The sequence below is a fragment of the Nocardia sp. NPDC003726 genome (assembly GCF_053586955.1).
In genome coordinates, this window is the sequence record NZ_JBSFNF010000006.1 from 35,982 (window position 1) to 60,797 (window position 24,816).

Genomic DNA, 24,816 nt, shown 5'->3' on the forward strand with positions numbered 1-24,816 from the left:
AGGGTAGTGGTTACGGCGTGACATCGCCGATGCAGTAGCCGTCCGTCCCGGAGCGCAGGGTGAAGGTGCGCGTCTGCGTCACACCGGAGGAGTTGGTCACCGGCACGAGCACCGCGATGTACTCGGTGTTCACCTGCTCCGACCGGATCTGCTGGTCGGCGAACTCGGTGGCCCCGGTGAGCGCGCCCTGGTTGTTCGCCAGCGGCGCGGGGCTCGGACGCCCGGTGCCTTTGGGGTCCCAGGTCGCCGGGGACGCCTTACAGATCAGAGGGTAGTCGCCTTCTTTGTCGGCGGGGTCGAGCGGAGTGCCGACGAAGCGCGACAGGTACCGGCGCACGGTGTGCCTGGCGTCCGCGTCGTTGTAGGCGATCTCCGCACCGGCCGTCGCGACGCGCGGGCAGGCGTATCCGGTCGCGATCTCGGCGCGCTGGACGGCGACGGTGGTGGTGGGACTCTTCCAGACGACCGCGTCCTCGGTCACCGTGCCGGGCTGGGCGAGCGCGGCGAGGACGGCCTGCTGGTCTTCGTACATCTCGGCCACGTTCCTCGGCGCGATGGTCCAGCACTTGTCCTGCATCTCGGCGATGGTGTGCGAGCGCAGGTCCGCCGCCCAGCGCCGCATCGCCGGTGCGGCGGCGGGCAGACCAGCGACCGCGCCCACCGGCGGAGCGTCGGCGGGAACCGGCGCGAGCGCGGAGGTGCTCGGCGGGGGCGTGGCCGGGACGGCGGCCGGTGGCGTCGTGCGAACGGCCGCCTGTGGCGCGCTCTCCTCCGGGATGCCGACCACGGAGTCGCAACCGGTCAGCGCGATCGCCGCGATCAGGGCCGAGCCGCCGATCAGCGCGGCGCGGGTCGCTCGCCCGGCCCGGTTCCGCTCGCGTGCTGCACTGCGGTCGTACTCGCGCGGTGCCGATCGGGCGCGTTCCACTTCGACGATCCTCTTCTCTCCGGGCGTGCGGTCGGGCTGCTCATGCGTCCTCGCTCCGGCGCGGCGCGCGGCGGCGGCGAACTGCCGATGGGGACGAGCAGCGACTACGCTAGCGGACTTGTGGAACCCGTCTACCGGACGATCATCGGCCTGGCCCGTACCGTCTTCTTCATCGAAGGTCTGAAGTTCACCGTCAAGGGCGATGAACACATTCCCGCCCGAGGTGGCGCCGTGCTGGCGGTGAACCACACCGGCTACATGGACTTCACCTACGCGGGCCTGCCGGTGCGCACGCCGAAGCGCTACATCCGGTTCATGGCCAAGAAGGACGTCTTCGACAACAAGATCTCCGGCCCGATCATGCGCGCGCTCAAGCACATCCCGGTGGACCGTTCGGCGGGCGCGGATTCCTACAAGGCCGCCGTGGAGTACCTGCGCCGGGGCGAATTGGTCGGCGTGTACCCCGAGGCGACGATCAGCCGCAGTTTCGAGATCAAGGAATTCAAGTCCGGCGCGGCGCGCATGGCCATCGAGGCGGAGGTGCCGATCATCCCGATCGTCATCTGGGGCGCGCAGCGGGTCTGGACCAAGGGCTTCCCGAAGCGGCTCGGCCGCACCAACACGCCCATCTCGATCGCGGTCGGCGAGCCGATCCAGCCCTTCGAGCCCGCCGCCGAACTGACCGCGAAGCTGCGCTCGACCATGCAGGAAATGCTGCTCGACCTGCAAAAGGACTACGTGCACGAGCCCGGCGCGTACTGGGTGCCCGCCCGTCTGGGCGGCAGCGCTCCTACCCTGGAAGAGGCGGACGCGATGGATGCCGCCGAAGCCGAGGCCAAGGCCGCGCGCAAGAACGCGGCGCAGTAGCTGGAGGTGTGATGGCGCGAGAACCGGTTTACGACATTCTCGCCGGCTTGGTCCGCGCCATCTTCTTCGTGCAGGGCCTGCGCGTCGATATCGAAGGCCAAGAGCACATTCCGCGCTCAGGCGGGGCGGTGCTGGCCGTGAATCACACGGCCTATCTGGATTTCATGGAAGTCGGGCTGGTCGGGCGCAAGTCCGGCCGCAATGTCCGGTACATGATGAAGGCCGAACTCGAGCACGGCATCGTCGGCTTTCTCATGAAGCACTGCAAGGCGATCGGCGTCGATCGCACGGCCGGTGCGGAGTCCTACGCCCGCGCGGTGACCGCCTTGCGTGCGGGCGAGGTGGTCGTGGTCTATCCCGAGGCGACGATCAGCCGCAGTTTCGAGCTCAAGGAATTCAAGTCCGGCGCGGCGCGCATGGCGGTCGAAGCCGACGTCCCGATCGTTCCCATGATCATCTGGGGCGCGCACCGGGTCTGGACCAAGGACATCCCCAGGCAGTTGGGTCGGCACAACTTCCCGATCAATATCCGCATCGGCGCGCCGATCCCACCCGACGATCCGCCTGAGAAACTCACCGCCACCCTGCGCACCCGAATGAGCGAACTCCTGGAACGCGCCCAACGCGACTACCCGATGGTGAAAGGCGCCCGCTGGGTCCCCGCGCGGCTCGGTGGAACCGCGCCGACCCTCGCGCAGGCGGCTGTGCTGGAACGTGAGGAGATGGAGCGGCGGCGGCGCGCGAAAGCGCGGTGATGCCGGCGTATCCGCCGCGCAGCCGTGTCACGAGGTCCGGTTGAGGACCCCGTGACAGCGGCGGTGCGGTCGGCATCCGGTCAGGCGGCGTCGATGGCCGCGGTGATCTTGCGGGCCATTTCGGCCAGGACGGGGCTCGGCGCGCCCTTGCGGGTTCCGGCGGCCGCGTCGACGGCGACGAGGACGGTGCTGCGGAAGTTGTCGGCCTCGGCCGGATCCCGCTGCTGGAGCAGGCGCATGGCCGCGGTGAGGGCGGGCAGCACGTGGTCGGCGAGTTCGGCGACGTTCTTGCCGTTCAGGGTGATGTCCTTGGACTTGGCGGCGAGTACGTGCCCGACCAGGCCGGTCGCCGACGACAGAGCGATGGCGCCGTTGGTGGCGGACTTGTGGGGCGAGCCGGTGGCGTCGGCGGCGGCCATCAGCGAGACAGCGCCGTAGGCGGCGGTCCGGACGGTGGCCTTGTCCTGGTCGGTGAGGGTGATGGACATGGTGGTGTCTCCTTCGATTGTGTTGGGAACGCGGTCGAATGGTCGGCTGCGTGGGCGGAGTGCTGAGGGCAGATCGTGGTTGTGGACTGACGCGGCGCGTCGGTCAGCGGCTCGGCGAACCCTGCTCGTCGTCGGCCGCCGCGATCTCGCGGACGGCCTGGGTGATGGCGCGGAAGTCCTTGCGCAGGATCGCACCGTGGTTACTGGCGACTTTCGCGCCGACGCGAATATTCGGATTACGGGTGCACACCGCGTCGAGGCTGGTGCGGATTCGCTCTTGCTCATCGCCCCGGCTTCCGAACGACGTCCCCGAAGCGACCACATACCGCACCGGCACGCTGATGTCGTCCAGCACGGGACCCAGCTCGCGCTCGCGGGAGAGCCTGCCGAGTTCGATATTGCTTTCGGCCATCTGTGCGGCGTTCATCCGCGGGGTCAGACCGGTGGGGCGCAGCAGCGGCATGAACAAGTTCAGCCGCTTGAAGAGCTTGCGGATCCGCTGCTCCATGGCCTCGTCGAGCCAGTCGTACGGGAACGCGCCGTCGACCAGCACCGCGCCCATGGCGCGCTCCGGATTCCGGCCGGCCCAGTGCGCCGCGACGACTGCCCCGTAGGACCAGCCCACCAGCAGCGCACGGTCCACTTCCCTGGCGGCCAGGACGGCATCGATGTCCCGGACCGCGGCCTCGAAGGAATAGTCCCAGGAACGCCCCGATTTGCCGCGAGCCCGCTCATCGAAGGTGATGTGCCGGTATTCGGGGCCGAGATCGGCGATGACCCGCCGCCAGTATCTCTGAGTGGCGAACTGGCCATTGCAGTAGACCACCGGGATACCGGAACCACCGCTGTCGGTGACGGCCAGCGCCGTATCGTCGACCGGCACCATTCCCGTCCACTTCGCCTCGGTGGAGGAGTTGCTGTTCTTCGTCATGGCAACCACTCTCGGCGCCCGGCCTGACGCCGCCCTGACAGCAAGCTGACACCGGCGCTGACACGGAATTTCGCCTGGTCACGTCTGGAAACAGCACGGTCTGCGGACAGAGCGGCGCGGCTTTGGGGTTTCGGTCTACGAAGGCGTTGTGCTCAACCCAGATACGGCTGTGTGCGTCCTTGACTGTGGTGCCGCAAGCGGAGACGGCCGTCGGGGCATGCGGATCTCGGTAGTAGTCGCGTCGCTTGCTCATGTGTGCAGTTCAGGCCAGCATGGCTTCGATTTGGGCAATGCGTCGGTCGAGGCGGGCCGAGTGTGCGGTTTCGGCTGCGATCTTCGCCTCTCGGATGGTGGCGCGTGCGGCGTCCAGGTCGCGGACCTCGAGGTAGGACTCCGCGAGCCAGGTGCGATAGAGGGCTACCTCACGGACTCGGTCGGCGGCGAGTTGCGCGATCGCACCGGACAGCAGCGCGCTTGCCCTTCGCGGCTCGTCCAGTTCGACGAAGCACCGGCCCGCCATCACGTCGATTTCCGTACGGTCCAGCCAATACACCCATTCTGGCTCGGGAAGGTCGGGGGAACGGCGCTCGTAGGCCTCATCCACCGCATCGAGCGCGCGCTTCGCTTCGTCGCGGTCGCGTGAGCGCGCACATGCCCAAGCCAAGCGGTCGGTGAGCAGGGAACGCACCACCGGAGGCGCGCTGGTCGCTCCCTTGAGCGCCGTGCGTGCCAGCAGCGCTGCCTCGTAAGGGTTGCCGACATTGGCCATCTGATAGCTCAGGCTCGACAGGAGTTGCGCTGTCAAGACACGGTCTCCGGCATCGTCGGCCGCCGCCACGCCGCTCAGATACAGGCGCTGCGCGTCTTCATACCTGCCCGCGTCGCTCGCCACCCACCCGGCGAGCTGGGCCAGCTCACCGGCCACGCCCAGCAGTCGCTTGCCCACGCGTTCGGTGTAGCTGCACTCCGTGATGACTTTCCGCACGCTGCCGAATTCGTGCAGTGTCAGCGGCAACAATTCACCCCCGCCGATGCTGTCGTCCAGGTGTCGCAGCGCGACCACACGCTGTTCCATCTCGGCGGCCAGCGACTCGCCGACTCGGCGGCCGGCGGAGGCGTGCGTCTTGGGGGCGGAATCCGCAACCAGCCATTCGTGCGCGACACGGATCGGGTCCGGCGACGGTGCCATGAGCGCGCTTATCGGGATGTTCAGAGCACGGGAGTAGCTCATGATGTGCTCTTGCTTCACGGCCCGCTGCCCGTTTTCGATCATTCCGAGCAACGACTTGCTGTAGTTCGTCTTCGCCGCGAGCGCGGCCAGGCTGACCCCTCTGCTCAGCCGGGCGTCCCTGAGCAGAAGTCCAGGATTCTCCATCGAGCCCGTACCCCCGATTCTGTGGATTCTTGTGGACGGCAAAACAATTCCCCGCTTGCCCCATTGATCCGAGACTACTACGCAGCGCCTGGTAGCGGGCGGTGCGAAGCGCCGGGCCCTGGGGTCCATTTCCGGCCTCGGAATGCTGGGGGATTTCGCGCGACCGGCCGAACCGGATGCGCAAAGAACGTTTCGACTGAGAGTGGGGGTTACGGATGAATACGTATGGCGACACTCCACGATCGCGGTGCCTGTTCTACCGGCGGGAGTGTGGGCTCCCCGCTGTGGTCGACCCGCCGGAGCTCGGGCGGATCGTGCTGCGGGCCGGGCCGGTGTGGGCGATGACGATGCCTACTCGCCTCGGGCAGGCGGTCAAGGCGCATATGCAGAGCCGGGGCGTCCCTCCCGGCCCGATCGTGGGGCATCCGCGTTCGGGGCGCTGGACCTTTCTCATTCAGCCCGATCTGCCTGATGACGTGCGACTGGTCGCGGAGTTGTTCCGGCTGGACGTGGCGGTCGCGCGGTCCGGCGCGAGGCCGGTATCCAGTCCAGCGAATGCCGGCAAGGCGCTCGAAATGCACTGCGACTGCGACTACTCAGCGTGCGCGACGCTCGTCGCGGCGGTGATAGTCAGCCGCGAGGACTACCGCTACTTCCGTCGCATTGAAATCACAGGCGATCTCGAGATGCCCACATTGGGATCAGGTGCGCGATGTGCGGCGATTCCTGCACCAATCCCTCGGACGACGTCCACGTGAGTGTGTTCCTGGACGGACTGCGCATGGATTTCGCCGCATGCGTCACGGCGGCGATGACGTTCGCGCGCGAATGGCGGCATGCTCATTACCCCGACGCGATAGAAGTCCTCCCGGATGGCGTGGAGGGTCTACCCCGCCTCCCTTGCGAACGTCTGTACTGCGAGCATGTGTCGCGGCCGAGGACCAGGTCTGACCCGGGGCATTCGAGTTGAGAAAGTCAGCGGAGACGGGTGAGTGGGCGGCAAGGGGAAGGGGCGGGGACCCGGCCTCGGAGGTATGAAGTGGGCGGTACACCCATCAGGCTGCGGAAATCGGCTGTCATGTGCGACTGGTCGTAATAGCCCGTGTTGGTGGCGATATCGGCTAGCGGTATGTCGTCGGTGCGGGACAGGACCCGCCGAACGCGGTTGATGCGTGCGAAGTGTTTCGGGGAGACGCCGATGCCACTGGCGAACAGATTGCGGAGCTGGCGTTCGCTGACGGACAGGCGCGTGGCCAACTCGGAGACAGAAAGCGGGTGGTCGGCGGCGATGGCGGCTACGGCCGTGGTGAGCAGTTCGCGGCGGGCGCTCTGGGCCGGATCGTCGGGTATACGGCGGGGCAGTTCGTTCTCCAGGTATGACACGACCTCGCCGTGATCGAGTTCGCTCAGCTCGGCGGCCAAGGGCGCGACCGGGCCGGGCAGGTGGTCCAGGCGCAGCACGCGATCGGTGAGGTCGGCCGCCGGAACACCGAGCAGCGTGGGGACCGCACCCGGGGCCAGCCGCAGGCGGACGCAGCCCGCGGGTTTGCTCGCGCGCGAGTAGCTCGCCTTGGTCTGCGGCCCGACGACTAGCGCCACCCGGTGGTCACCGGCCTCTTCGCGCTCGGTGCGCAGCACGATCGTGGTGGCCGTCTGCGGCACGTGCGCGAACGGCTCGGACAGGTCGAGCACGGTCGGGATGTGGCCGAGTTCGGCCAGCCACGGCCGCAGCGACTCCGGCGCGGGTTCGGATCTCTCGACCAACTCGGCGGTCACGACAGGCGGGCGCAACAGAGTGGTCACCGCATCAACTGTAGGCAGCCGCGCGCTCGGCATGTGTGCCGGAATTTCCTAGAGACCTGCGCGAACGCCCGGCACGGTGGTGCTCATGATCGTGATCACCGGTGCGACCGGCACCATCGGCAGTGAAATCATCCGGCAGCTGAGCGAGCGCGGGACCGCGATCCGTGCCGTCACCCGCGACCCGGACCGGGCCGACGTCCCCGCGGGCGTCGAAGTGGCGCGCGGCGACTACACCGACGTCGCGTCCATGGCGAAGGCGATGGCCGGTGCGGAGGCCGCGTTCATCGTCGGGGTGCTCGGCCCGGAGTACGCGGAACTCGATCGTGCTCTGATCGCCACGGCGCGGGACGCGGGAGTCGGCCGAATCGTCAAGCTTTCCGCCATCGGCACCGGGGACACCGGTCTCGGCCGCGTCGGGACCTGGCATATGCCCGGTGAGCAGGCCGCACGCGAGAGCGGCGTCGACTGGACTATTCTGCGCCCCAGCTCCTTCGCCTCCAACACCCTGAGCTGGGCCGCCGCGATCCGGGTCGGACAGCCGGTGCCGAACACGACCGGCGACGCCGCCCAGGGGGTCGTCGATCCCCGTGACGTCGCCGCAGTGGCCGTCGAGGCGTTGGTTTCCGCCGATCACGCCGGCCGGATCTACACGCTCACCGGGCCGGAATTGCTCACCACGCACGATCTGGCCGCGACTCTGGCAACGGTCACCGGCCGCCCGGTGGACGTGACCGATATTCCCGAAACCGAAGCACGCGCACATATGCTGGCGTCCGGAATGTCCGTCGAATTCGCCGACGGTGCGCTGGCTGGGCAGAAATATGTCCGTGCCGGACACAATGCGATCGTCACCCCGGATGTGGTGGAAATTCTCGGCCGTGCACGTACTTTCGCTGAATGGGCGGCCGATCACGCGAGTGCCTTCGCGGCCGACGCGAACACACCGTAGGCTGCGTGTGATCAGCAGCACATCGAATTGCCGAACGATGTCCGCTCGGCAAAGGTGACATGACCGGCTGGACGGCCGGTGTGCTTACACGAAAAGGAAATTCGGATGCGTCAACGGGTCATGACGGTCTTGGTAGCGCTCGTGGCGGGCGGATCCGCCGCCGCGTTCGGTGGGGCGAGTGCCTCCGCGGTCGCGGTCAATCCGTTCCCCGGCGGCACGGAGGTCTACTTCGACAACGGTGAATCCGCGGCGATCGCGAACCTGAATCTCGGACCGGCGCTGAGCCAGGTGGCCGTGGCGTGGTCGCCAGGAGCGAAAGCGCTTCTCGGCGAGGGGATCACCGAACACGCCCGGTGGGCCAGCGAAACCCCCACCGGCGGGGTGTCGATCGAGGTGTACGGGGCATTGATTCAGCCGTCGCTGGTCACGGTCACCACGCTGCGCGGCTGAGCCGAATCCCATTTCGGAATCCGGTGTGCCAGGGGTATGCTCGCCCATGGCGTTATGCGCATGCATTGCCGGAATCCGCTGTGCTCGCGCGTAGCGCGCGGGCGGCGGCGAGCAAGCACGCGCGCTACGCCTGGCGACCGGATGCCGCGCGATCCGCGCCTTCTGTGATCGCCCACATGGAGACCTCCTGGCGGATGCCCGGACGGGACGACACTACGTGTGCCGTCCCGTCCGGTGTTTTGTGCTGAGTGCGTGCGAGTTCCGGGATCGACCAGCCATTTCCGCACCGATCGCCGCCGCGAAGGCGTCCACGTCGGCCTCGGTGGTGTCGAACGAGCACATCCAGCGGACTTCGCCGGTGCGCTCGTCCCAGGTGTGGAAGCGGAACCGCTTCTGCAGCCGCTCGGTGACCTCCCGGGGCAACACGGCGAAGACGGCATTGGCCTGGACCGGCCGTACGATCTCGACGCCGGGCGCCCGGGCGGCGGCCGTGGCCAGCCGGGCCGCCATCGCGTTGGCGTGCCGGGCGTTGCGCAGCCACAGGTCGCCCTCCAGCAGCGCGACGAATTGCGCCGACACGTATCGCATCTTGGAGGCCAGTTGCAGCGCGGCTTTGCGCAGGTACGGCACGCCCCGCACGGCGTCCGGCTCGAGCACCACGATCGCCTCGCCGAACATGAGGCCGTTCTTGGTGCCGCCGAACGACAGCACGTCCACCCCGGCGTCGGTGGTGAACGCGCGCGGCGGCAGGTCGAGTGCGGCGGCCGCGTTGGCCAGCCGGGCGCCGTCCACGTGCAGCAGCATGCCGCGCTCGTGCGCCAGCGCGGCGATCGTCGCGATCTCTCCTGGCGTGTAGAGGGTGCCGAGTTCGGTACAGCTCGCGCAGCCGCGCGGTGTGGACGTCCGCGCCGTAGGCCGGCTGGTGGCCCACGTTGGCGGCGGCCAGCGCGGCCATGATGTCCGGGTGCACGGGGGCGTTGTTGTCGCTGGCGAATCCGCGCGGATTCTCGTGGTCGGGCTCGGGGGAGCTGTCGCTCACCGGTCCTCCTCGCTCAGCAGTGGGAAAGCGCCGTTCTCGTCATGGACCTCGCGGCCGGTGAGAGGCGGGTTGAACACGCAGACCGCGCGGAACCGGGTGTGGGCGCGCAGGATGTGCCGCTGGTGTGCGTCCACCAGGTACAGCACACCGGGTTCGAGCGGATGCGTCTGCCCGGTCTCGCCGTCGATCACTTCGCCATGCCCCTCGATCACGTAGACGGCTTCGACGTGGTTGGCGTACCACATCTCGAGCTCGGCGCCCGCCTCGACCACCGTGTCGTTCACGGAGAAGCCGACCTTCTCCTCGGCGAGCACCAAGCGACGGCTGTTCCATGCGGGACCCCGCACTTCCCGCTCGGTGCCGACGATCTCTTTCAGTGAACGGACGATCATGGGTTTCCTTTGTTCGTGCTCCACCGGGTGGGCCGGACGGTGGCCGGATCGCGGTCCTCGCTGACTCCGGCGACCTGAGTGCTTCCTGCGAACACCAAAGATCATGGCCGCTCGCGCGGCATGCCCGACAGTGGCGGAATTGCCCCGTATCGCAAAAATCAAGCCATGCTGACGCGCGGACGGGACGACACCGGTTGTGCCGTCCCGTCCGGTGGGTCTAGTTCGCCGTCGAGCGGAAACCGCGCAACCGCAAGCTGTTGCTCACCACGAAGACCGAGGAGAACGCCATCGCGGCGCCCGCGAGCATCGGGTTGAGCAAGCCCGCCATGGCCAGCGGAATCGCGGCCACGTTGTAGGCGAACGCCCAGAACAGGTTGCCCTTGATGGTCGCGAGGGTGCGGCGCGACAGCCGGATCGCGTCCGCCGCCGCCCGCAGATCACCGCGGACCAGGGTCAGATCGCCCGCCTCGATGGCGACATCGGTGCCGGTGCCCATGGCCAGGCCCAGGTCGGCCTGCGCCAGCGCCGCGGCGTCGTTCACGCCGTCGCCCACCATCGCGACCACTTTGCCTTCGGCCTGCAACCGCTTGACGGTGGCGACCTTGTCCTGCGGCAGCACCTCCGCGATCACCGCATCGATGCCGACCTGTGCGGCGATCGCGTCGGCGGCGGCGCGGTTGTCGCCGGTCAGCATGATCGGGGTGAGCCCGAGGGCGCGCAGCTGGGAAACCGCCTCGGCAGAGGTGGGTTTCACCGCGTCGGCCACGACGAGCACGCCGCGCGCCTTGCCGTCCCAGCCCACCGCGACGGCGGTCTTCCCTTCGGCTTCTGCGGCGCGCATCGCGCGAGTGAGATCGTCGTCGAGGTGCTGCGACCAGTCGGCGAGCAGCCGGGCGCGGCCGACGACCACCGCGTGGCCGTCCACCACGCCTTGCACGCCGAGGCCCTCGACATTCGCGAAATCCTCGACCGGCTTCAGCTCGCCCACCCGCTCGCGGGCGCCCTTGGCGATGGCATGGGCGATGGGGTGTTCGGAGGAATCCTCCAGCGCCCCGGCCAGTTCCAGGATCCGCTCGGCCTGCTCGCCCTCGGCCGCGACGACATCGAGCAGCGTCATCTTGCCCGCGGTGACGGTGCCGGTCTTGTCCAGCACGATCGTGTCCACCCGCCGGGTCGACTCCAGCACCTCGGGGCCCTTGATCAGGATGCCGAGCTGCGCGCCGCGTCCGGTGCCGACCATCAGCGCGGTCGGCGTGGCCAGCCCGAGCGCGCACGGGCAGGCGATGATGAGCACGGCCACCGCGGCGGTGAACGCCGCGGCCACCGAACCGCCGGTGCCGAGCCAGAAGCCGAGCGTCGCGACCGACAGCGCGATGACGATCGGCACGAAGATCCCGGCGATCCGGTCGGCCAGCCGCTGCGCCTGCGCCTTGCCGGTCTGCGCGTCCTCGACGAGCTCGGCCATCTGCGCCAGCTGGGTGTCCGAACCGATTCGCGTGGCACGCACCACGATCCGGCCGCCCACGTTGACGGTCGCGCCGACCACGGCGTCGTCCCGGCCCACCTCGACCGGCACCGACTCGCCGGTGAGCATCGAGGCGTCCACGGCGGAGGAACCTTCCGTCACGATGCCGTCGGTGGCGATCTTCTCGCCGGGCCGCACCACGAACCGGTCGCCGACCCGTAGCTGCTCCACCGGAATGCGCTGCTCGGTTCCGCCGCGCAGGACGGAGACCTCCTTGGCCCCGAGTTCGAGCAGGGCACGCAGCGCCGCGCCCGCCCGTCGTTTGGCGCGGGCCTCGAAGAAGCGTCCGGCCAGGATGAACGTGGTGACGCCGGCGGCGGCCTCCAGGTAGATGCTGCCGGTGCCGTCCATCCGCGCGATGGTGAATTCGAATGGATGCGTCATGCCCGGCGTGCCCGCGGTGCCCCAGAACAGGGCGTACAGCGACCAGCCGAATGCGGCCAGCGTCCCCATGGAGATCAAGGTGTCCATGGTCGACGCGCCGTGGCGCAGGTTGGTCCACGCCGCGCGGTGGAACGGCAGCGCGCCCCACACCACGACCGGCGCGGCCAAGGTCAGCGACAGCCACTGCCAGTTGGTGAACTGCAAGGCCGGGATCATCGCCATGGCGATCACCGGCGCCGACAGCACCAGCGAAACCAGCAGGCGAGTGCGCAGGGCGGCGGCGGGATCTTCTTCCGCGGCGCTCTCCTGCGGCTTCGGGGCAGCGGGCAGGGCCGCGGTGTAACCCGCTTGTTCGACGGTGGCGATCAGGTCGTCCGGCGAGATGTCCCCGGTGACCTCGACGCGGGCCTTCTCGGTGGCGTAGTTCACCGTCGCGGTGACGCCGTCGAGTTTGTTGAGCTTCTTCTCGATCCGGGCGGCGCAAGACGCGCAGGTCATTCCACCGATCACGAGTTCGACCTGCCCGGAGGGCGGCGGTTGTGTCGCGGTGGTCATCGTGGGTGCTCCGTTCTGTGCGCGGACGGTTGTCGGGTCAGTGCGCGTGGCCGTCCGGCTGCTGACCAGTGTGTTCGTTGTGGTGCGGGGCGTCTACAGCGGGGGTGCTCGGCGCGACGGTCACGGTGAATTCGGCGGTGCGCACCACGCCCTCGTGCTGGAAATCGAGGAACAAGCGGTAGTCGCCCGCGCTCGGGGCCGTGACGGCGAAGGTGATGCCCGGTCCGGCCGCGGTCACGCCGTCGCCGGGGTGGCCTTCCGGATGGACGTGCAGGTAGCCCAGGTCGGCGGCGCGCAGGGCCACGAGATGGCCGTAAGCGCCCAGGTAGGGCTGCAAGTCGGTCACCGGTTTGCCCGCGCGGCTCACCGAGAGCGTCACCTTCGACGCCCGGCCGGGGACTACGGTTCCGTCCAGGGTGACGGTGTAGTCACCGACGGTGGTGGCGGCGGCCGCCGCGGGCAGCGGCTGGGGGTCGTAGAGACCCGCCACCAGCAGATCCGCGCCGAGTGTCAGGTTCTCGCCGCCCTCGGGGGTGAAGTCGGCGAAGACCCGGTAGTCACCGGCGCGGCCGAGGTCGAGCGGGACGCTCCAAGTGCCGTCGGCATCGAGCACCGGGTGGACGTGCTGGAAGGCGGCCATATCGCGGCGCACGACGATCAAGTGCAGATCCTTGTCGTGATTGCGCACATAGCGGGTGACGGGTTTCCCGTCCCGGTCCAGGATGCGGAAGCGCAGCGGCACGTTCGCGGCGGCGGTGGTCCGGGTGGTGTCCAGCCGCAGGGTGTAGCCGCGGTCGGTGGCCATCATTCCTCCAGGTAGTGCGTCGGCGCCTTGGGCGGTGTCGTGCGCTTTCGCGTCGTGAGCGGCGGGTTCGGCGGGCTCCGGCCCGATCACCGCACCGGCCGCGAGGGCGATCCCGAAAATCGCGGCGAGGCCGAGGGCGAAGCCGCCGAATTTGGTGGATGCGTTCATCGGTGTGTTCCGCCCGTCAGCCTGCGACCGCGTAGCCGGCGCGGGCCACGGCGGCGGCGAGTTCCGCGCGCTCGATCGGGCTCGCGCTCTCGACGCTCACCAGCCCGTCGGCGAGATCGACGGCGACGGAACCGACGCCGTCGATGCGACCGATCTCGGTGCGGACCTTGGCGGCGCAACCGCCGCAGGTCATGCCGGTGACGGTCACGGTGGTGGTGCTCATGGTCGGTGTCCTCCTGCGAGTGCGTCTGTTTCTGCAATCTACCCTACCCCCCTAGGGTATGGACGTGTCAAGCTTGGCGCAGACGAAAGCCCGGCCCGCGACGAGTCGCGGACCGGGCTGCGCGGGTGGGATCAGCGGTAGGTCACCAGCGCGACGGCGGGCGCCGACACCACCTGCACGTCGGCGGTGCCGGACACCTTGACGTGCAGGAAGCCGCCTTCGATCGCGATGTGGACGTCATCGACGGTGCGGGTGGGGCGTCCCTCCCTGTCTGTCAGGGAATAGCCATCGGCCAACACGACCTTGCTCGCGAGCCGCCATTTCGCTTCCATCGCCGTGCCTTTCGCCGGTGCCGCGGGCGGGAAGTCGAGTTCCGGCTCGGCGACGTGGTTGAAGTAGTTGGACAAGACGTTCAATGCGACGTGGCCGACGATCTCGCTGAGTTCGGCGTCGCTGACGTCCCTGGCGCGCGCCGAGGCGAGCGCGGCGTCGTCGATCCGGCCGCGGGAGTGGAGCACGTCACGGGCGACGCGCAGGATCGCGTCGGCGTGCGGATCGTCGGCGCGTGCCGCGCGGGTGTCGGCGATCGCCTGTTCGCTGAAGCCCATCCGGTCGGCGCGCATGGTGTGCGCGGCGGTGCAGTAGTCGCAGCCGTTCTCGCTGGCGACCAGCAAGGCGAGTTGCTCGCGCGCCCGGGCCGAGAGCTTTCCCTTGGTCAGCGCGTCGCGCAGGCTCAGGTATCCGCGCAAGGTGGCGGGGCTGTTCGCCATGGCTGCGTAGAGATTCGGGACCCGGCCCAGCTGGCGCTGTACCTCGGCGAGCAGGTCGGACTGCTCGGCGTCGGCGGAGTCGGTGGACACAAGGGGCAGGCGGGACATCGAAGCCTCCAGCTCGAACAAGATGGTACCGATCGGTTCCGAATCAAGACGGTACTGATCGGTTCCGTCTTGGTCAAGCTGGATGGTACTGACCGGTTCCGTTCTGCTACCGTGGCGGCATGCCAACCCAGGCCAAGCAGCGCTTGCTCACCACGGCGGAAGAGTTGTTCTACGCCGAGGGGATTCGCGCCGTCGGTCTCGATCGCCTGCTGCAAGAGTCCGGCGTGGGTCGGGCTTCCTTCTATCGCCACTTCGCGAGCAAGGACGACCTCGTCGTGGCGGTGCTGGAGGATCGAGACCACCGGTGGCTGGACTGGCTGCGCGAATCGGTCGAGCAGACCGGCGACCCGGCCGCGCGTCCGCTCGCGGTCTTCGACGCGCTGGCACGGCGGTTCGCGCGCAAGGATTTTCGCGGCTGCGCGTTCATCAACACCATGGTCGAGGTGGCCGATCGCGAGAGCGCCGCCCATCAGGTCGCCGATCGGCACAAGCGCCGCGTGATCGACTACCTGAACGAATTGCTCACCGAGGCGGGGCGATCCGACGCGGGCGAGTTGGCCGCCGAACTCGCGCTGCTGGTGGACGGGGCGATCGTCACCGCCGTCCGTGAGGGGACTCCGGACGCGGCGTCTCGTGCCAGGGCCATCGCGGAGCGCCTGCTCGCGGCGGGGTGAGAGCCGGCGTGGCATGCCGACTCCGAGCTTTGGCCGCGTTGACCGCCTGGTGGAGTCGTCGGGGGACAGCCTTGGGCGGAGCGATCGGAATCACCCGGTAGGGCGGTGCGGAGGGGATACGCGCACCGGTGCCGCCCCGCTGACCTCGCGGGGCGGCGCCTGCTCGGATCAGGCCGAATGCAGGTTGCGGGCGGTGGGTGAGGTCTCGGTCGTGGCCGGGTCGGGGTAGGTGCCGAAGAGACGGTCGGCGGTGCCGGAACTGGTGACCGTGAACCAGTAGTGCTCGTTCTTGTAGTGATGATGGCGGTGGTTGCGCCAAATCGCCCGGTAGAGCGAGCCTTTCGGCTTGTAGTCGGTGTGGATCAGGTAGTGCGTCCACTCGTAGCCGAGGCCGAGCAGGGTGATGGCGATCAGGAAGGTCAGGCCGAGGCCGAGGCGGGGGAAGGCGAACAGCGCCAGCGCGATCAGCACCACCACCAGCACCGCGAGTGTCTTCGCCGGGATGAAGATCAGCGGGATGTCCCGCGGATCGACGTGGTGCTCGCGGTGCTTGCGGGCGAGTTCGCTGTCGAGCGCGATCGGGCCGAGCCGCCGTGGCCGCCAATGCAGCACGGTGACGTGCACGATCCACTCGAAGACCGGGAACACCGCCAGCATCACGGCGGGGACCAGCAGGTCGGTGAGTTGCCAGTCGCCGACGACCACACGGGCGATCAGCGCGCCCGCCAGCGTGGCGCCGATCATCCACGGCGAGGGGTGCCGGACGAATTCTTCGAATGCCCGGCCCAGGGTGAGTCCGCGCCGCAGCGTCCGCTCGTCCCTGCGCACCCGCTCCCGAGCGTTCGCGTCGATCGAAGCGTTTTCGGAGGCTTCGGGTTTCGTCATGATCGTTCCTAGCTGTGCGTGACCGGCGGTCCGCCGAGGACCTCGATCAGGGCGGTGGTCGCCGGCTCGAGCAGCGCCCGAGCGGTGGTGGCGGCCTTCTGTGGCCGGCCCGCGGCGATGGCGGCGGCCAGTTCGCGGTATGCCTCGATGTTGCCCACCTCGGCGGACATGATCGGGGCCAGCGCCGCGAGCGCCGGTTCATAGGCGGCGCGCAACATGTTGAACATCAGCCGGAACACGATCGAGTCGGCCGCGTCCACGACGTGATCCCAGAACTCCATCGCATGCCGCTGCTGCGCGATCGGGTCCTGCTCGGCGGCCAGCGCGTCGAGGGAGGACTCCAGCAGCGGGCGGACCTCGGCCGCGCCGATCGCGCCTACCCGCCGCGCGGCCAGCTCCGCCACTTTGGGCCCGTTGTGCAGGCGGGCCTCGAGGATGCTGCGCGCTACGGCGGGGTCCAGTTCTCCGGCCTGCACCAATAGCCTGGGCAGGACCTCGAGCCCCGCCCCGCGCCGATAGTCCAGCACAGTCGTCGCATCGCCTTGGCGCACCGACACCAGCCCCGCGGCGGCCAGCCGCTGCAAGGCCTCCCGTACCGCGGGCCGGGACACCCCGAGCGCCTCCGCCAACTGCCGCTCACTGGGCAAGGTCGCCCCTGGCGCCAGCTCGCCGCTGAGCACGTCCGCGGCGATCTGCTCGAACACGTCCGCCGACACCGATCGCTTGACCACAGGTTGCAACGCCATGCGTCCACTGTGCGCCGATTTGGTCAGGAGGTCAAGTGGTCAGACCAATTTGCCGTGCTGTAACCCATTGGCGCTCATTGACCGGTCGCTGGTTCGTTCCTGTGCCCGAGTCGAGCTGATCCCGGCCGGGACCCCAGGGCGCTCGGGTAATTCGGTAGTCACCTGCCGCCGGGCGGGTTAGCATCGCTCGTTCGTATTCGAGGTGGAGACCCATACCGAGGAGGTGGAGCGGGATGACCGCGCCGAAAACCACCGTCACGCACGACATCCGGACCGTCCAATCGTCTCGGGTACCGGTCTGATCCCTTCCGTCCGGCGTTCGTGCCGAGCCCATGGGCTCCCGTGACGGTGGTGCTGTGTCCGCGACCGGGCCCGACCATCGAGAACACGGAGAATCCGAGTTGAGTTCCACCAATTGGCGTGTGCGCGCCGAAACCGATGCCGATATCGCCGCGATCCACGCGATCAACGTCGCGGCCTTCGAGCGTGCCGAGGAGGCCGAACTGGTCGACGCGTTGCGCGACGACCCCGCATGGATCGATGGCCTGTCGATCGTCAGCACGCTGCCGGACGACACGCCGGTCGGCTTCGCGCTGCTGACTCGCTGCCACGTCGACACCACGCCGGCATTGTGTCTCGGCCCGTGCGCGGTGCTGCCCGAGTACCAGAAGACGGGCGCGGGTTCCGCCGCGATCCGGGCCGGCTTGGCGGCCGCGGCGCGGATGGGCGAGCGTTTCGTCATCGTGCTCGGTCATCCGACGTACTACCCGCGCTTCGGCTTCGGCCGGGCTTCCGAGCACGGCATCGGCCTGAGCATCGACGTGCCGGATGAGGCGTTGATGGCGTTGACACTCGACCCAGCCCACCCGCTACCGGGTGGCACGGTCCGCTACGCCGCGCCATTCGGCATCGACTAGCGAGCAGTACCGACGGTGGGGTGGCTCGAGCTTGCCCCGCCGTCGGGCACCGGTGCGTACCGGCACCAGCATCGCGCCGGGAATGGCTCATGGCGGATCGACCGCCGTGGTGTGAATACCGTTGCAGCGCAGCACGGTAGTTTCACCGGGTCAGCGGAGCAGATCCAGGGCAGCCCAGTCGTCGGCGGCCGCCGCGCAACGTTCCAAGATGGGCAGTCGAGCGGGCCAGCTTCCTCGACTCTGCTCCAGTCCTATGACGCGCAGAGTGAGCGGTGTGCAGAAGTTCCACAGCAGCCCGGCCCGCAATTCGGTGGTCCACTGCTCGGTGTCTTCCCGTGCCGCGCCGAGTTCTGCGAGACGGTCGTGGTAGGCGCGGAGCAGATCGCCCTCGATCGCACGGCGGATTTCGGTGGTCAAACTGGTGGCGAGGAATCGGGCCACGTCCAGCATCCCCGACGCGTGCTGCAAGAATTGGAAATCGATGAACCTGCAGCGATGCGGCCCGAAGTGAATATTCTGGCTGTGGAAATCGCCGTGCGCGATCGTGCGTTGTGGTGGCGCGAGCATGGCGGCCACATCTTCGAATCCATCGATGACGAGAGCAGGCAACGGCCCGAGCGCCGTCGGCCAGTCGCCGCCGTAGCCGCGCAGCCGGCGTCGGCAGATCGCACCGACTGGTGAGTTCGCGGGCGGCAGCAGCCAGTCCCAATCCGCGGGCAGGGCGCGATTCCAGCCCCACGCGTGCATGGTCGCGAGCGCGGTTATCGCGCGGAAGGCCAGATCGGGCGGGCACCCGTCGATCTGCCGGACGAAGCCGTCGTCGCCCAGGTCTTCCATGAGTAGCCACGGAGCAGGAGCCGGCCCCTGGGCCAGTACCGCGGGGACATCGATCGGCGTGGGATGCGCCTCGTGATACCGGTAGAAGCCGAGTTCGACTTCGGCCAGGTGACGGCTTTCGGTGAACCGGTCCGACGCTTCCTTGAAGATGAGCGATTCGGGGCCGGAGCCGCTGGGCCGGTCGTAACGGATCGATAGGCGTAGCACTTCGCCCACCAGGCCGGACTGCGCGAGTCGGTGGACCGCCACGTCATCGACATGTTCTGTGGAGGACAAGCGGTGCGTGGCGCGCAGTGTCGACTCGAGTCCGCGGGGGTCCATGACGGCGGGGATATGTGCGACTTCGCCGGTCAAGTGATCTCCTGGGGTCGAGTGGGAGACAAGAGACGGGATGAGGCCACTTCCGGTCTCAGGCTGCACGCGCCGAGTCGCCGCTGTCAAACGTTCGACCTGCGCGAGGGAGGCTTCATGGGTGTCCCACCCCGTGGTCTCAACTCGGGTCGGAGCCCTGCACGGCGGAGAGCCAGATCGCGCACGCGGCGGCGATGGTGGTGGCGGCCAGGAAGACGGGGAAGCCGCCGCCGTCGAGGTAGACCCACAGGAGAGCGGCGATGGGGGCGGCGACGGTGGATTGGGCGTCGAGCAGGAGGCGGCGGCGCAGGCGAGTGGCCTGCGCGATGTGGGCGGAAGCGTCGGGGTCGGGGCGGCTCGGGTTGTCGACGAGACGGCCGGGCGGTTCGACGTCGCGCATGCGGCCGGACGGGTAGAGGCGTCGTCCCGCGACGTGCATCGCGCGGTCGGTGAGTTCCGCTTCGCTTTCGGTGAGGGTGACCAGCGCCGGGTCGAAGTACACCGGAAGCCACCGCGGCCGGCCCGTGCCACCGACTTGCAACCACGACCGGCCGACCAGGCGATGGTGTTGGCGGACACGGGTGACCCGTACGGTCCGCGCAGCGCCAGGACGATGGAACCGGAGCATCCCGAAGGCGACGGCGAGCCGGTATCCGGTGTACCCGCACACGGCGAGCGCGACGGCCGCGATCGCCGCCACCTGATCCAGAGTGCCGAACGGCGCCCAGGCGGCACAGACCGCGAGGGCGCCGAACGTCACCGTGATCGGATAGGCCAGCGGGTGGCCCGATCCGGAACTCACTTCAGGAAACCCACCTTGGTGTAGTCCCGCGAAGCGAGGCCGAACGCGCCGTAGTTCGCCAGGTCGGTCCGGGCGGCATAGGTGCCCGCCGCCTGGTTCAGCGGGATGGAGTAGCCCTCTTCGAAGATCATCCGATCGCATTGGTTGGCCAGCTGAATGGCCTTCTCCGGATCCAGTTCGGCGAGCGTCTGGTCGATCAGCGCGTTGAGTTCCGGAGTGCCGATGCGTGCCTTGTTGCTCTGCCAGTTGCTCGGATCGTAGTAGTAGATCTGCCGCAACCCGCTCAGCGGCAGAACGCTGCCGCCCCAGCTGAACTGGGCCAGGTCGAAATTGCCGGGGTCGATGACGTTGGTGAACAGGCCGGTGCCCGGCACCGTCTGGATGATCAGCTTCACCCCGATCCGCGCGAGATTCTGCTGCACGATCTGCGCGGTCTGCACCCACTGATCCTGCTGGTACATCACGTCTCGGAGTTCGAGCTTGCGGCCGTCCTTCTCGCGGACGTCGCCGTTGAGCTTCCAGCCGAGCGCGTCCAGCATCCGGGCCGCCTCGTCCGGGTCGTAGGCGATGGGGGCCGCGTTGTCCTGGTAGCCCTTCTGCCCCGCCACGAAGACGTGATTGTTCAGTGGCTTGGGATCGTCGACGACGCCGTGCTGCGAGGCGGTGACCACGCCCTGCCGGTCGATCGCCTTGGAGATGGCGATTCGCAGCTGCGGATCGGCGAGCAGGGAACCGGGGGCGCCGTTGAAGGTGATGTGCGACCAGGTCGCTTCCGGCGTGCGCCGGATGACCACGTTCGCGGCATTGCGCGCCGCGCTGACGTTCTCGATGCCGGACATGTAGGCGATGTCGAGTTCGTTGTTCTGGATCGCGGGCAGCCAGGCCGAGTGGTCCAGCACGCTGAAGGTGATCGAATCCAGCTTTGGCGTATCGCCCCACCACCGGGGATTGCGCCCAAGCACGATGCGGTTCTGGCTGCGATCGATGGAGGTGATCACGAAGGGGCCCGCGCTGAGCGGCAGCTCGTTCTTGGCCGCATTGGTGAAGCTGTCCGGAGTCGCCGTGACCGACTTCGGATACAGCGGGTTGAACAGTCCTTGCCATTCGCCGAACGGCTGATCGAATGTCACGACGGCCTGCCGGTCGTCGCTGCCGCGCTCGACCTTGCCTACCCGGTCGTATCCGCTGGTGGACGAGACGAGGAACGCGTTGTCCTTGCCGCTCAGAGCATGGGCTTGGGAGCGGAGATCTTCCCAGGTGATCGGCGAACCGTCGGACCACACGGCCTTCGGGTTGATGGTGTATCTCACCTGCTGCGGACTGGTTCCGATCAGCTCGATATCGGTGAAGAAGTCGTGGGCGACGCTCAACTGCCCCGCCGCGTCGTTGACGAAGGTGGTCGGCATCGTCGGTTCGAGGAGGTAGAAGACGGTCTCCGTTCCGCCGTCCACGTGCAGATAGTTGAAGTTCTCCGGGAAGTTGGTGAGGGCCAGCCGCAAGTTGCCGCCGTCGCGCAGTTCGCTCGGGTCCCTCGGATTGATGTCGTTGGTGGTGCCGACCGTGCTGGTGCCTCCGGTGACGTTGTCGCCGCCGCCGCAGCCCGTGAGCGTCAGCCCGACGACGGCCAGCGACAACGCCAGCCGGGCACACGCAGAGGTGATCCGCATGGTGATCCTTTCCGCTCGTCGCGTCCTTCGGTCCGGCCTCACTTCTCGAAGCCGACCCGGAGGTAGTCCGGGAAAGCCAGCCCGAAGGCGCCGTAGTTGGCCAGCCCCGCACGGACGGCCACGTTGCCGGCCGACTGCGCGACCGGCACCGAGTGGCCGAGCTCGAAGATCATTCGGTCGGCCTTGTTCGCCAGCTCGATCGCCCGCTCGGGATCGAGTTCGGAGATGGTCTGCTCGATCAGGTCGTTCAGCTCGGGCGATCCGATCCGGCCCTTGTTGCTGAGCGTGTTCGCCGGGTCGTAGGCGTAGATCTGCGGCAGCGCGCCGAGCGGGAAGATGCTCCTTTCCCAGCTGAACTGCGCGATGTCGAAGTTACCCGGGTCGATGACATCGGTGAACAGGCCGTTGCCCGGATAGGTCTGGATCAGCAGTTTCACCCCGATCCGCGCGAGGTTCTGCTGCATGATCTGAGCCATCTGCACCCAGGTGTCCTGTTGGAACATCACATCGCGGATGACCAGCTGGCGTCCGTCCTTCTCCCGGACATCGCCGTTGAGCTTCCAGCCGAGTTCGTCCAGCATGCGGGCCGCCTCGTCCGGGTCGTAGGCGATCACCGCGGAGTTGTCCTGGTAGCCCTTCTGCCCGTTGAGGTAGATGTGGTTGTTCAGTGGAGTGGGATTGTCCACGATCCCGTTCTGCAGCGCGGTGACGATGCCCTGCCGGTCGATGCCCTTCGCGATCGCGACGCGCACCTTGGGATCCGCGAGAATCGACCCCGGTGCGCCGTTGAAGGTGATCTGCGAGTTGAACGGGCGCGAGGCGCGACGGACGATGATGCCCGGTGAGTTGGCGGCGGACTTGACCTCCTCGATGCCCGAGACATCGATGGCGTCGAGTTCGTTGTTCTGCAAAGCGTTCAGCCGGGCCGACCAGTCGAGCACGCTGTAGGTGACGGTGTCGAGCTTCGGCGTCTCGCCCCACCATTTCGGGTTGCGACTGAGCACGATTCGTTGTTGCGCCCGGTCGATCGAGGTGATCACGAACGGCCCCGCCGACTTGGCGAGCCCGTTGCGATCGCGCTCGTTGAACGCCTGTGGCGTCTCGGTCGACTCCCTGGGGTACAGCTGACTGAACAGGCCGCGCCACTCCCCGTAGTGCTGCGCGAAGGTGACGATCGCTTGGCGGTCGTCGACGCCGCGTTCGACCTTGGCCACCCGGCTGTAGCCCTGGGTCGCCGAAACCCGGTATTCGGTATTGCGGCCACTCAGCGCTTCCGCCTGGGACCGCAGATCCTCCCAGGTGATCGGGCTGCCGTCGGACCAGACGGCCTTGGGGTTGATGGTGTAGACCACCCGCTGCGGGGTGGTCTCGGTCAAGGCGATGTCGGTGAAGAAGTTGTGGTCGATCGACACCTCACCGGCGGCGTCGGCCGTGATCGGTCCCGGCAAGGTCCAGTCGACCACTTCGGCGAGGTCGCCGTTGGAGTCGACGTGGTGGGAATTGAACGTCGGGGGGAAATTGGTGATCGCCAGGCGCAGGTTCCCGCCGTCGCGCAATTCGCTCGGGTCGCGGGGGTTGATGTCGTTGGTCGAGCCGATCGCGTTGGAGCCGGATTTCACTTCGCTGCCGCCGGAGCCGCAGCCGACCAGCAGCGCGAGCGCCGTGCCGACGGTGAGAGCCCGGACGATCACCGTGCGTGCCTGCCCGCGGCGGTTCCGGGTTGGCTGTGCTGGTCTCATTTCACGAATCCGATCTTGGTGTAGTCGTAGGACGCCAGGCCGGGCGAGCCGATGTTGGCGAGGTCGGCGCGGGCGCCGAAACTGCCGTCGGACTGGGTCAGCGGCAGTGAATGTCCTTCCTCGAACACCTTCCGGTCGACCTCGTTGGCCAGTTCGATCATCTTCTTCGGATCGAGTTCGGTCAGCGTGCGCTCGATCAAGGCGTTGAGCTCGGGCGAACCGACGCGGCCGTAGTTGCCCTGCAGATCGTTCGGGTCGTAGTAGTAGATCTGCCGGATATCGCTCAGATAGAACGCGTCTCCGGTGAAGACGAACTGCGCGGCGTCGAAATCACCGGGAATGATGACGTTGGTGAAATACCCCGCGCCGGGTTTGGTGTCGATGATCAGCCGCACGCCGATCCGGGCCAGGTTCTGCTGGATGATCTGCGCGACCTGGATCCACAGCGGATCGTTGTACATCACGTCGCGGATCTCCAGCTTGCGTCCGTCCTTCTCGCGGACATCGCCGTTCAATTTCCAGCCGAGCGCGTCGAGTTCCCGTGCCGCCTGGTCGGGGTCGTAGGCCACCGGCGCCGAATTGTCCTGGTAGCCGTCCTGGCCCTGGAGGAAGATGTGGTTGTTCAACGGCTTCGGGTTCTCCACCAGACCGTTCTGCGTCGCGGTGGCGATGCCCTGCCGGTCGATGGCCTTCGCGATCGCCACCCGCAGGCGCGCGTCCGCGAGAATCGACCCCGGCGCGCCGTTGAAGGTGATGTGCCGCCAGCGGTTGCCCGGCGCACGGCGAATCACCAGGCCGCCGGTCTCGCGAACCGTCTTGACCTCGTCGATCGAAGACAGACGGACGAGGTCGAGTTCATTGTTCTGCAGGGCGCTCGCCCATGCCGCCTGATCCAGCACGCTGAAGGTGATGGTGTCCAGTTTCGGCGTCTCGCCCCACCATTTCGGGTTGCGGCTGAGCACGATCCGGCCCTGGGTGCGGTCGGTGGACTGGATCACGAAGGGGCCGGCGCTGCGGCCGAGCCGGTCCACGAGTCCTTTGTTGAACGACTCCGGGTCGGCGGTGACGGATTTCGGGAAAAGCGCGGAATCACCGGCGAGCTGGCCGCGCCATTCGCCGAAGGGATGGTTGAAGGTGAGCACGGCCTGCCGGTCGTCCACACCGCGTTCCACCTTCTCGACGAACTCGAACCCGTTGGTGATCGCGATGAGGAAGCGCTTGTCGCGACCGCTGAGCGCGTGTGCCTGTGAGGCGATGTCCTCCCAGGTGATGGGGCTGCCGTCGGACCAGACCGCCTCGGGATTGATGGTGTAGGTGACCTGTTGCGGGTTGGTGCCGGTCAGCGCCACGTCGGTGAAGAAGTCCCGATTGACGGTGAGGTTGCCCGCCGCGTCGACGTCGAACGCGCGGGGCATGAGCGGGCGCTCGATGTCGCCGATCTCGCCGTCGTTCCCGTCGGTGGACAGGGTGTTCCAGTTCGCCGGGAAGCTGGTGACCGCCAGGCGCAGGTTGCCGCCCTCGCGCACCTCGTCACGATGCTTGGGATTGATGTCGCTGGTGGTGCCGAGCGCGTCGGACAGTCCGGCGGCCGAATCGTCGGCGGTGCTCGCGCAGCCCGCGGCGATCAGCGCCAGCGCCACCACCCCCGCGGCCCACCGCGTTCGGTCGAAACGGATCCGCATC

At 68.0% G+C, this 24,816-nt stretch carries 25 protein-coding genes; 7 read left to right on the forward strand and 18 right to left on the reverse strand.

Going from position 1 to position 24,816, the window contains the following annotated elements; genetic code table 11:
• Positions 1 to 10: 10 nt before the first annotated feature.
• Positions 11 to 928, reverse strand: coding sequence for a hypothetical protein (locus tag ACWDMM_RS10175; protein ID WP_195079660.1), 918 nt, complete (start codon positions 926 to 928; stop codon positions 11 to 13).
• A 120-nt stretch (positions 929 to 1,048) separates the two neighbouring features.
• Between ACWDMM_RS10175 and ACWDMM_RS10180 the strand changes: the two genes are divergently transcribed.
• The gene (locus tag ACWDMM_RS10180; protein WP_067800463.1) at positions 1,049 to 1,795 is read left to right on the forward strand and encodes a lysophospholipid acyltransferase family protein; all 747 of its coding nucleotides are present in this window, start codon (positions 1,049 to 1,051) and stop codon (positions 1,793 to 1,795) included.
• 11 nt (positions 1,796 to 1,806) lie between these two features.
• A complete protein-coding gene (locus tag ACWDMM_RS10185) occupies positions 1,807 to 2,550 on the forward strand; it encodes a lysophospholipid acyltransferase family protein (protein WP_357107016.1) in 744 nt (247 codons plus the stop codon).
• Between the two features lie 80 nt (positions 2,551 to 2,630).
• Here ACWDMM_RS10185 and ACWDMM_RS10190 read toward each other — a convergent pair whose 3' ends face one another.
• From ACWDMM_RS10190 to ACWDMM_RS10200, 3 genes are all read right to left on the reverse strand, one after another.
• Positions 2,631 to 3,038: a hypothetical protein gene (locus tag ACWDMM_RS10190; RefSeq protein ID WP_195079914.1), complete on the reverse strand. Its 408-nt coding sequence runs from the start codon at positions 3,036 to 3,038 to the stop codon at positions 2,631 to 2,633.
• 103 nt (positions 3,039 to 3,141) lie between these two features.
• Positions 3,142 to 3,969 (reverse strand): alpha/beta fold hydrolase, encoded by an 828-nt coding sequence (locus ACWDMM_RS10195; RefSeq protein WP_195079662.1) that lies wholly within the window; start codon positions 3,967 to 3,969, stop codon positions 3,142 to 3,144.
• 262 nt (positions 3,970 to 4,231) lie between these two features.
• Positions 4,232 to 5,344, reverse strand: a complete 1,113-nt coding sequence (locus ACWDMM_RS10200) for a helix-turn-helix domain-containing protein (protein WP_195079884.1) — start codon at positions 5,342 to 5,344, stop codon at positions 4,232 to 4,234.
• Between the two features lie 284 nt (positions 5,345 to 5,628).
• On the opposite strand from ACWDMM_RS10200, the gene ACWDMM_RS10205 reads away from it, so the two are divergent.
• Positions 5,629 to 6,102: a hypothetical protein gene (locus ACWDMM_RS10205; RefSeq protein WP_357107026.1), complete on the forward strand. Its 474-nt coding sequence runs from the start codon at positions 5,629 to 5,631 to the stop codon at positions 6,100 to 6,102.
• A 217-nt stretch (positions 6,103 to 6,319) separates the two neighbouring features.
• Here the strand turns inward: ACWDMM_RS10205 and ACWDMM_RS10210 are convergent, their stop codons facing one another.
• On the reverse strand, positions 6,320 to 7,147 hold the full coding sequence (locus ACWDMM_RS10210) for an AraC family transcriptional regulator (RefSeq protein WP_357107029.1): 828 nt from the start codon (positions 7,145 to 7,147) through the stop codon (positions 6,320 to 6,322).
• Positions 7,148 to 7,232: 85 nt separating this feature from the next.
• Between ACWDMM_RS10210 and ACWDMM_RS10215 the strand changes: the two genes are divergently transcribed.
• Both ACWDMM_RS10215 and ACWDMM_RS10220 read left to right on the forward strand, forming a co-directional pair.
• The gene (locus tag ACWDMM_RS10215; protein ID WP_449936985.1) at positions 7,233 to 8,096 is read left to right on the forward strand and encodes an NAD(P)H-binding protein; all 864 of its coding nucleotides are present in this window, start codon (positions 7,233 to 7,235) and stop codon (positions 8,094 to 8,096) included.
• Positions 8,097 to 8,201: 105 nt separating this feature from the next.
• Entirely contained in the window at positions 8,202 to 8,546 is a 345-nt protein-coding gene (locus ACWDMM_RS10220) for a hypothetical protein (protein WP_195079666.1), read from the forward strand.
• Positions 8,547 to 8,759: 213 nt separating this feature from the next.
• Here ACWDMM_RS10220 and ACWDMM_RS10225 read toward each other — a convergent pair whose 3' ends face one another.
• The 6 genes from ACWDMM_RS10225 to ACWDMM_RS10250 all read right to left on the reverse strand — a co-directional run bounded on the left by ACWDMM_RS10225 (position 8,760) and on the right by ACWDMM_RS10250 (position 14,515).
• Complete coding sequence (locus tag ACWDMM_RS10225) at positions 8,760 to 9,350, reverse strand: threonine aldolase family protein (protein ID WP_449936987.1); 591 nt, start codon at positions 9,348 to 9,350, stop codon at positions 8,760 to 8,762.
• Between the two features lie 231 nt (positions 9,351 to 9,581).
• Complete coding sequence (locus ACWDMM_RS10230; RefSeq protein WP_357107037.1) at positions 9,582 to 9,977, reverse strand: ectoine synthase; 396 nt, start codon at positions 9,975 to 9,977, stop codon at positions 9,582 to 9,584.
• Between the two features lie 217 nt (positions 9,978 to 10,194).
• Entirely contained in the window at positions 10,195 to 12,441 is a 2,247-nt protein-coding gene (locus ACWDMM_RS10235) for a heavy metal translocating P-type ATPase (RefSeq protein WP_357207114.1), read from the reverse strand.
• A 37-nt stretch (positions 12,442 to 12,478) separates the two neighbouring features.
• Complete coding sequence (locus ACWDMM_RS10240) at positions 12,479 to 13,414, reverse strand: hypothetical protein (RefSeq protein ID WP_449936991.1); 936 nt, start codon at positions 13,412 to 13,414, stop codon at positions 12,479 to 12,481.
• A gap of 16 nt (positions 13,415 to 13,430) precedes the next feature.
• Positions 13,431 to 13,637 (reverse strand): heavy-metal-associated domain-containing protein, encoded by a 207-nt coding sequence (locus ACWDMM_RS10245; RefSeq protein ID WP_195079669.1) that lies wholly within the window; start codon positions 13,635 to 13,637, stop codon positions 13,431 to 13,433.
• Between the two features lie 131 nt (positions 13,638 to 13,768).
• On the reverse strand, positions 13,769 to 14,515 hold the full coding sequence (locus tag ACWDMM_RS10250; protein WP_449936993.1) for a carboxymuconolactone decarboxylase family protein: 747 nt from the start codon (positions 14,513 to 14,515) through the stop codon (positions 13,769 to 13,771).
• A gap of 119 nt (positions 14,516 to 14,634) precedes the next feature.
• Between ACWDMM_RS10250 and ACWDMM_RS10255 the strand changes: the two genes are divergently transcribed.
• A complete protein-coding gene (locus tag ACWDMM_RS10255) occupies positions 14,635 to 15,189 on the forward strand; it encodes a TetR/AcrR family transcriptional regulator (protein WP_195079671.1) in 555 nt (184 codons plus the stop codon).
• Between the two features lie 168 nt (positions 15,190 to 15,357).
• On the opposite strand, the gene ACWDMM_RS10260 is transcribed toward ACWDMM_RS10255, so the two are convergent.
• Both ACWDMM_RS10260 and ACWDMM_RS10265 read right to left on the reverse strand, forming a co-directional pair.
• Positions 15,358 to 16,074 (reverse strand): sterol desaturase family protein, encoded by a 717-nt coding sequence (locus ACWDMM_RS10260; RefSeq protein ID WP_449936995.1) that lies wholly within the window; start codon positions 16,072 to 16,074, stop codon positions 15,358 to 15,360.
• A gap of 8 nt (positions 16,075 to 16,082) precedes the next feature.
• Positions 16,083 to 16,820, reverse strand: a complete 738-nt coding sequence (locus ACWDMM_RS10265; RefSeq protein ID WP_357107057.1) for a FadR/GntR family transcriptional regulator — start codon at positions 16,818 to 16,820, stop codon at positions 16,083 to 16,085.
• A gap of 401 nt (positions 16,821 to 17,221) precedes the next feature.
• Between ACWDMM_RS10265 and ACWDMM_RS10270 the strand changes: the two genes are divergently transcribed.
• Positions 17,222 to 17,737, forward strand: a complete 516-nt coding sequence (locus tag ACWDMM_RS10270) for a GNAT family N-acetyltransferase (protein ID WP_323124360.1) — start codon at positions 17,222 to 17,224, stop codon at positions 17,735 to 17,737.
• Positions 17,738 to 17,887: 150 nt separating this feature from the next.
• Here ACWDMM_RS10270 and ACWDMM_RS10275 read toward each other — a convergent pair whose 3' ends face one another.
• The 5 genes from ACWDMM_RS10275 to ACWDMM_RS10295 all read right to left on the reverse strand — a co-directional run bounded on the left by ACWDMM_RS10275 (position 17,888) and on the right by ACWDMM_RS10295 (position 24,815).
• Positions 17,888 to 18,928: a phosphotransferase gene (locus tag ACWDMM_RS10275; RefSeq protein ID WP_195079675.1), complete on the reverse strand. Its 1,041-nt coding sequence runs from the start codon at positions 18,926 to 18,928 to the stop codon at positions 17,888 to 17,890.
• A 136-nt stretch (positions 18,929 to 19,064) separates the two neighbouring features.
• A complete protein-coding gene (locus ACWDMM_RS10280) occupies positions 19,065 to 19,727 on the reverse strand; it encodes a hypothetical protein (protein ID WP_449937000.1) in 663 nt (220 codons plus the stop codon).
• Positions 19,724 to 21,394 (reverse strand): ABC transporter family substrate-binding protein, encoded by a 1,671-nt coding sequence (locus ACWDMM_RS10285; RefSeq protein ID WP_357207103.1) that lies wholly within the window; start codon positions 21,392 to 21,394, stop codon positions 19,724 to 19,726. Before ACWDMM_RS10285 ends, ACWDMM_RS10280 begins: the two co-directional genes overlap by 4 nt.
• 38 nt (positions 21,395 to 21,432) lie before the next feature.
• Complete coding sequence (locus ACWDMM_RS10290) at positions 21,433 to 23,133, reverse strand: ABC transporter family substrate-binding protein (RefSeq protein WP_357107066.1); 1,701 nt, start codon at positions 23,131 to 23,133, stop codon at positions 21,433 to 21,435.
• Positions 23,130 to 24,815 (reverse strand): ABC transporter family substrate-binding protein, encoded by a 1,686-nt coding sequence (locus ACWDMM_RS10295; RefSeq protein WP_449937003.1) that lies wholly within the window; start codon positions 24,813 to 24,815, stop codon positions 23,130 to 23,132. Before ACWDMM_RS10295 ends, ACWDMM_RS10290 begins: the two co-directional genes overlap by 4 nt.
• Between the last annotated feature and the right edge of the window lies 1 nt (position 24,816).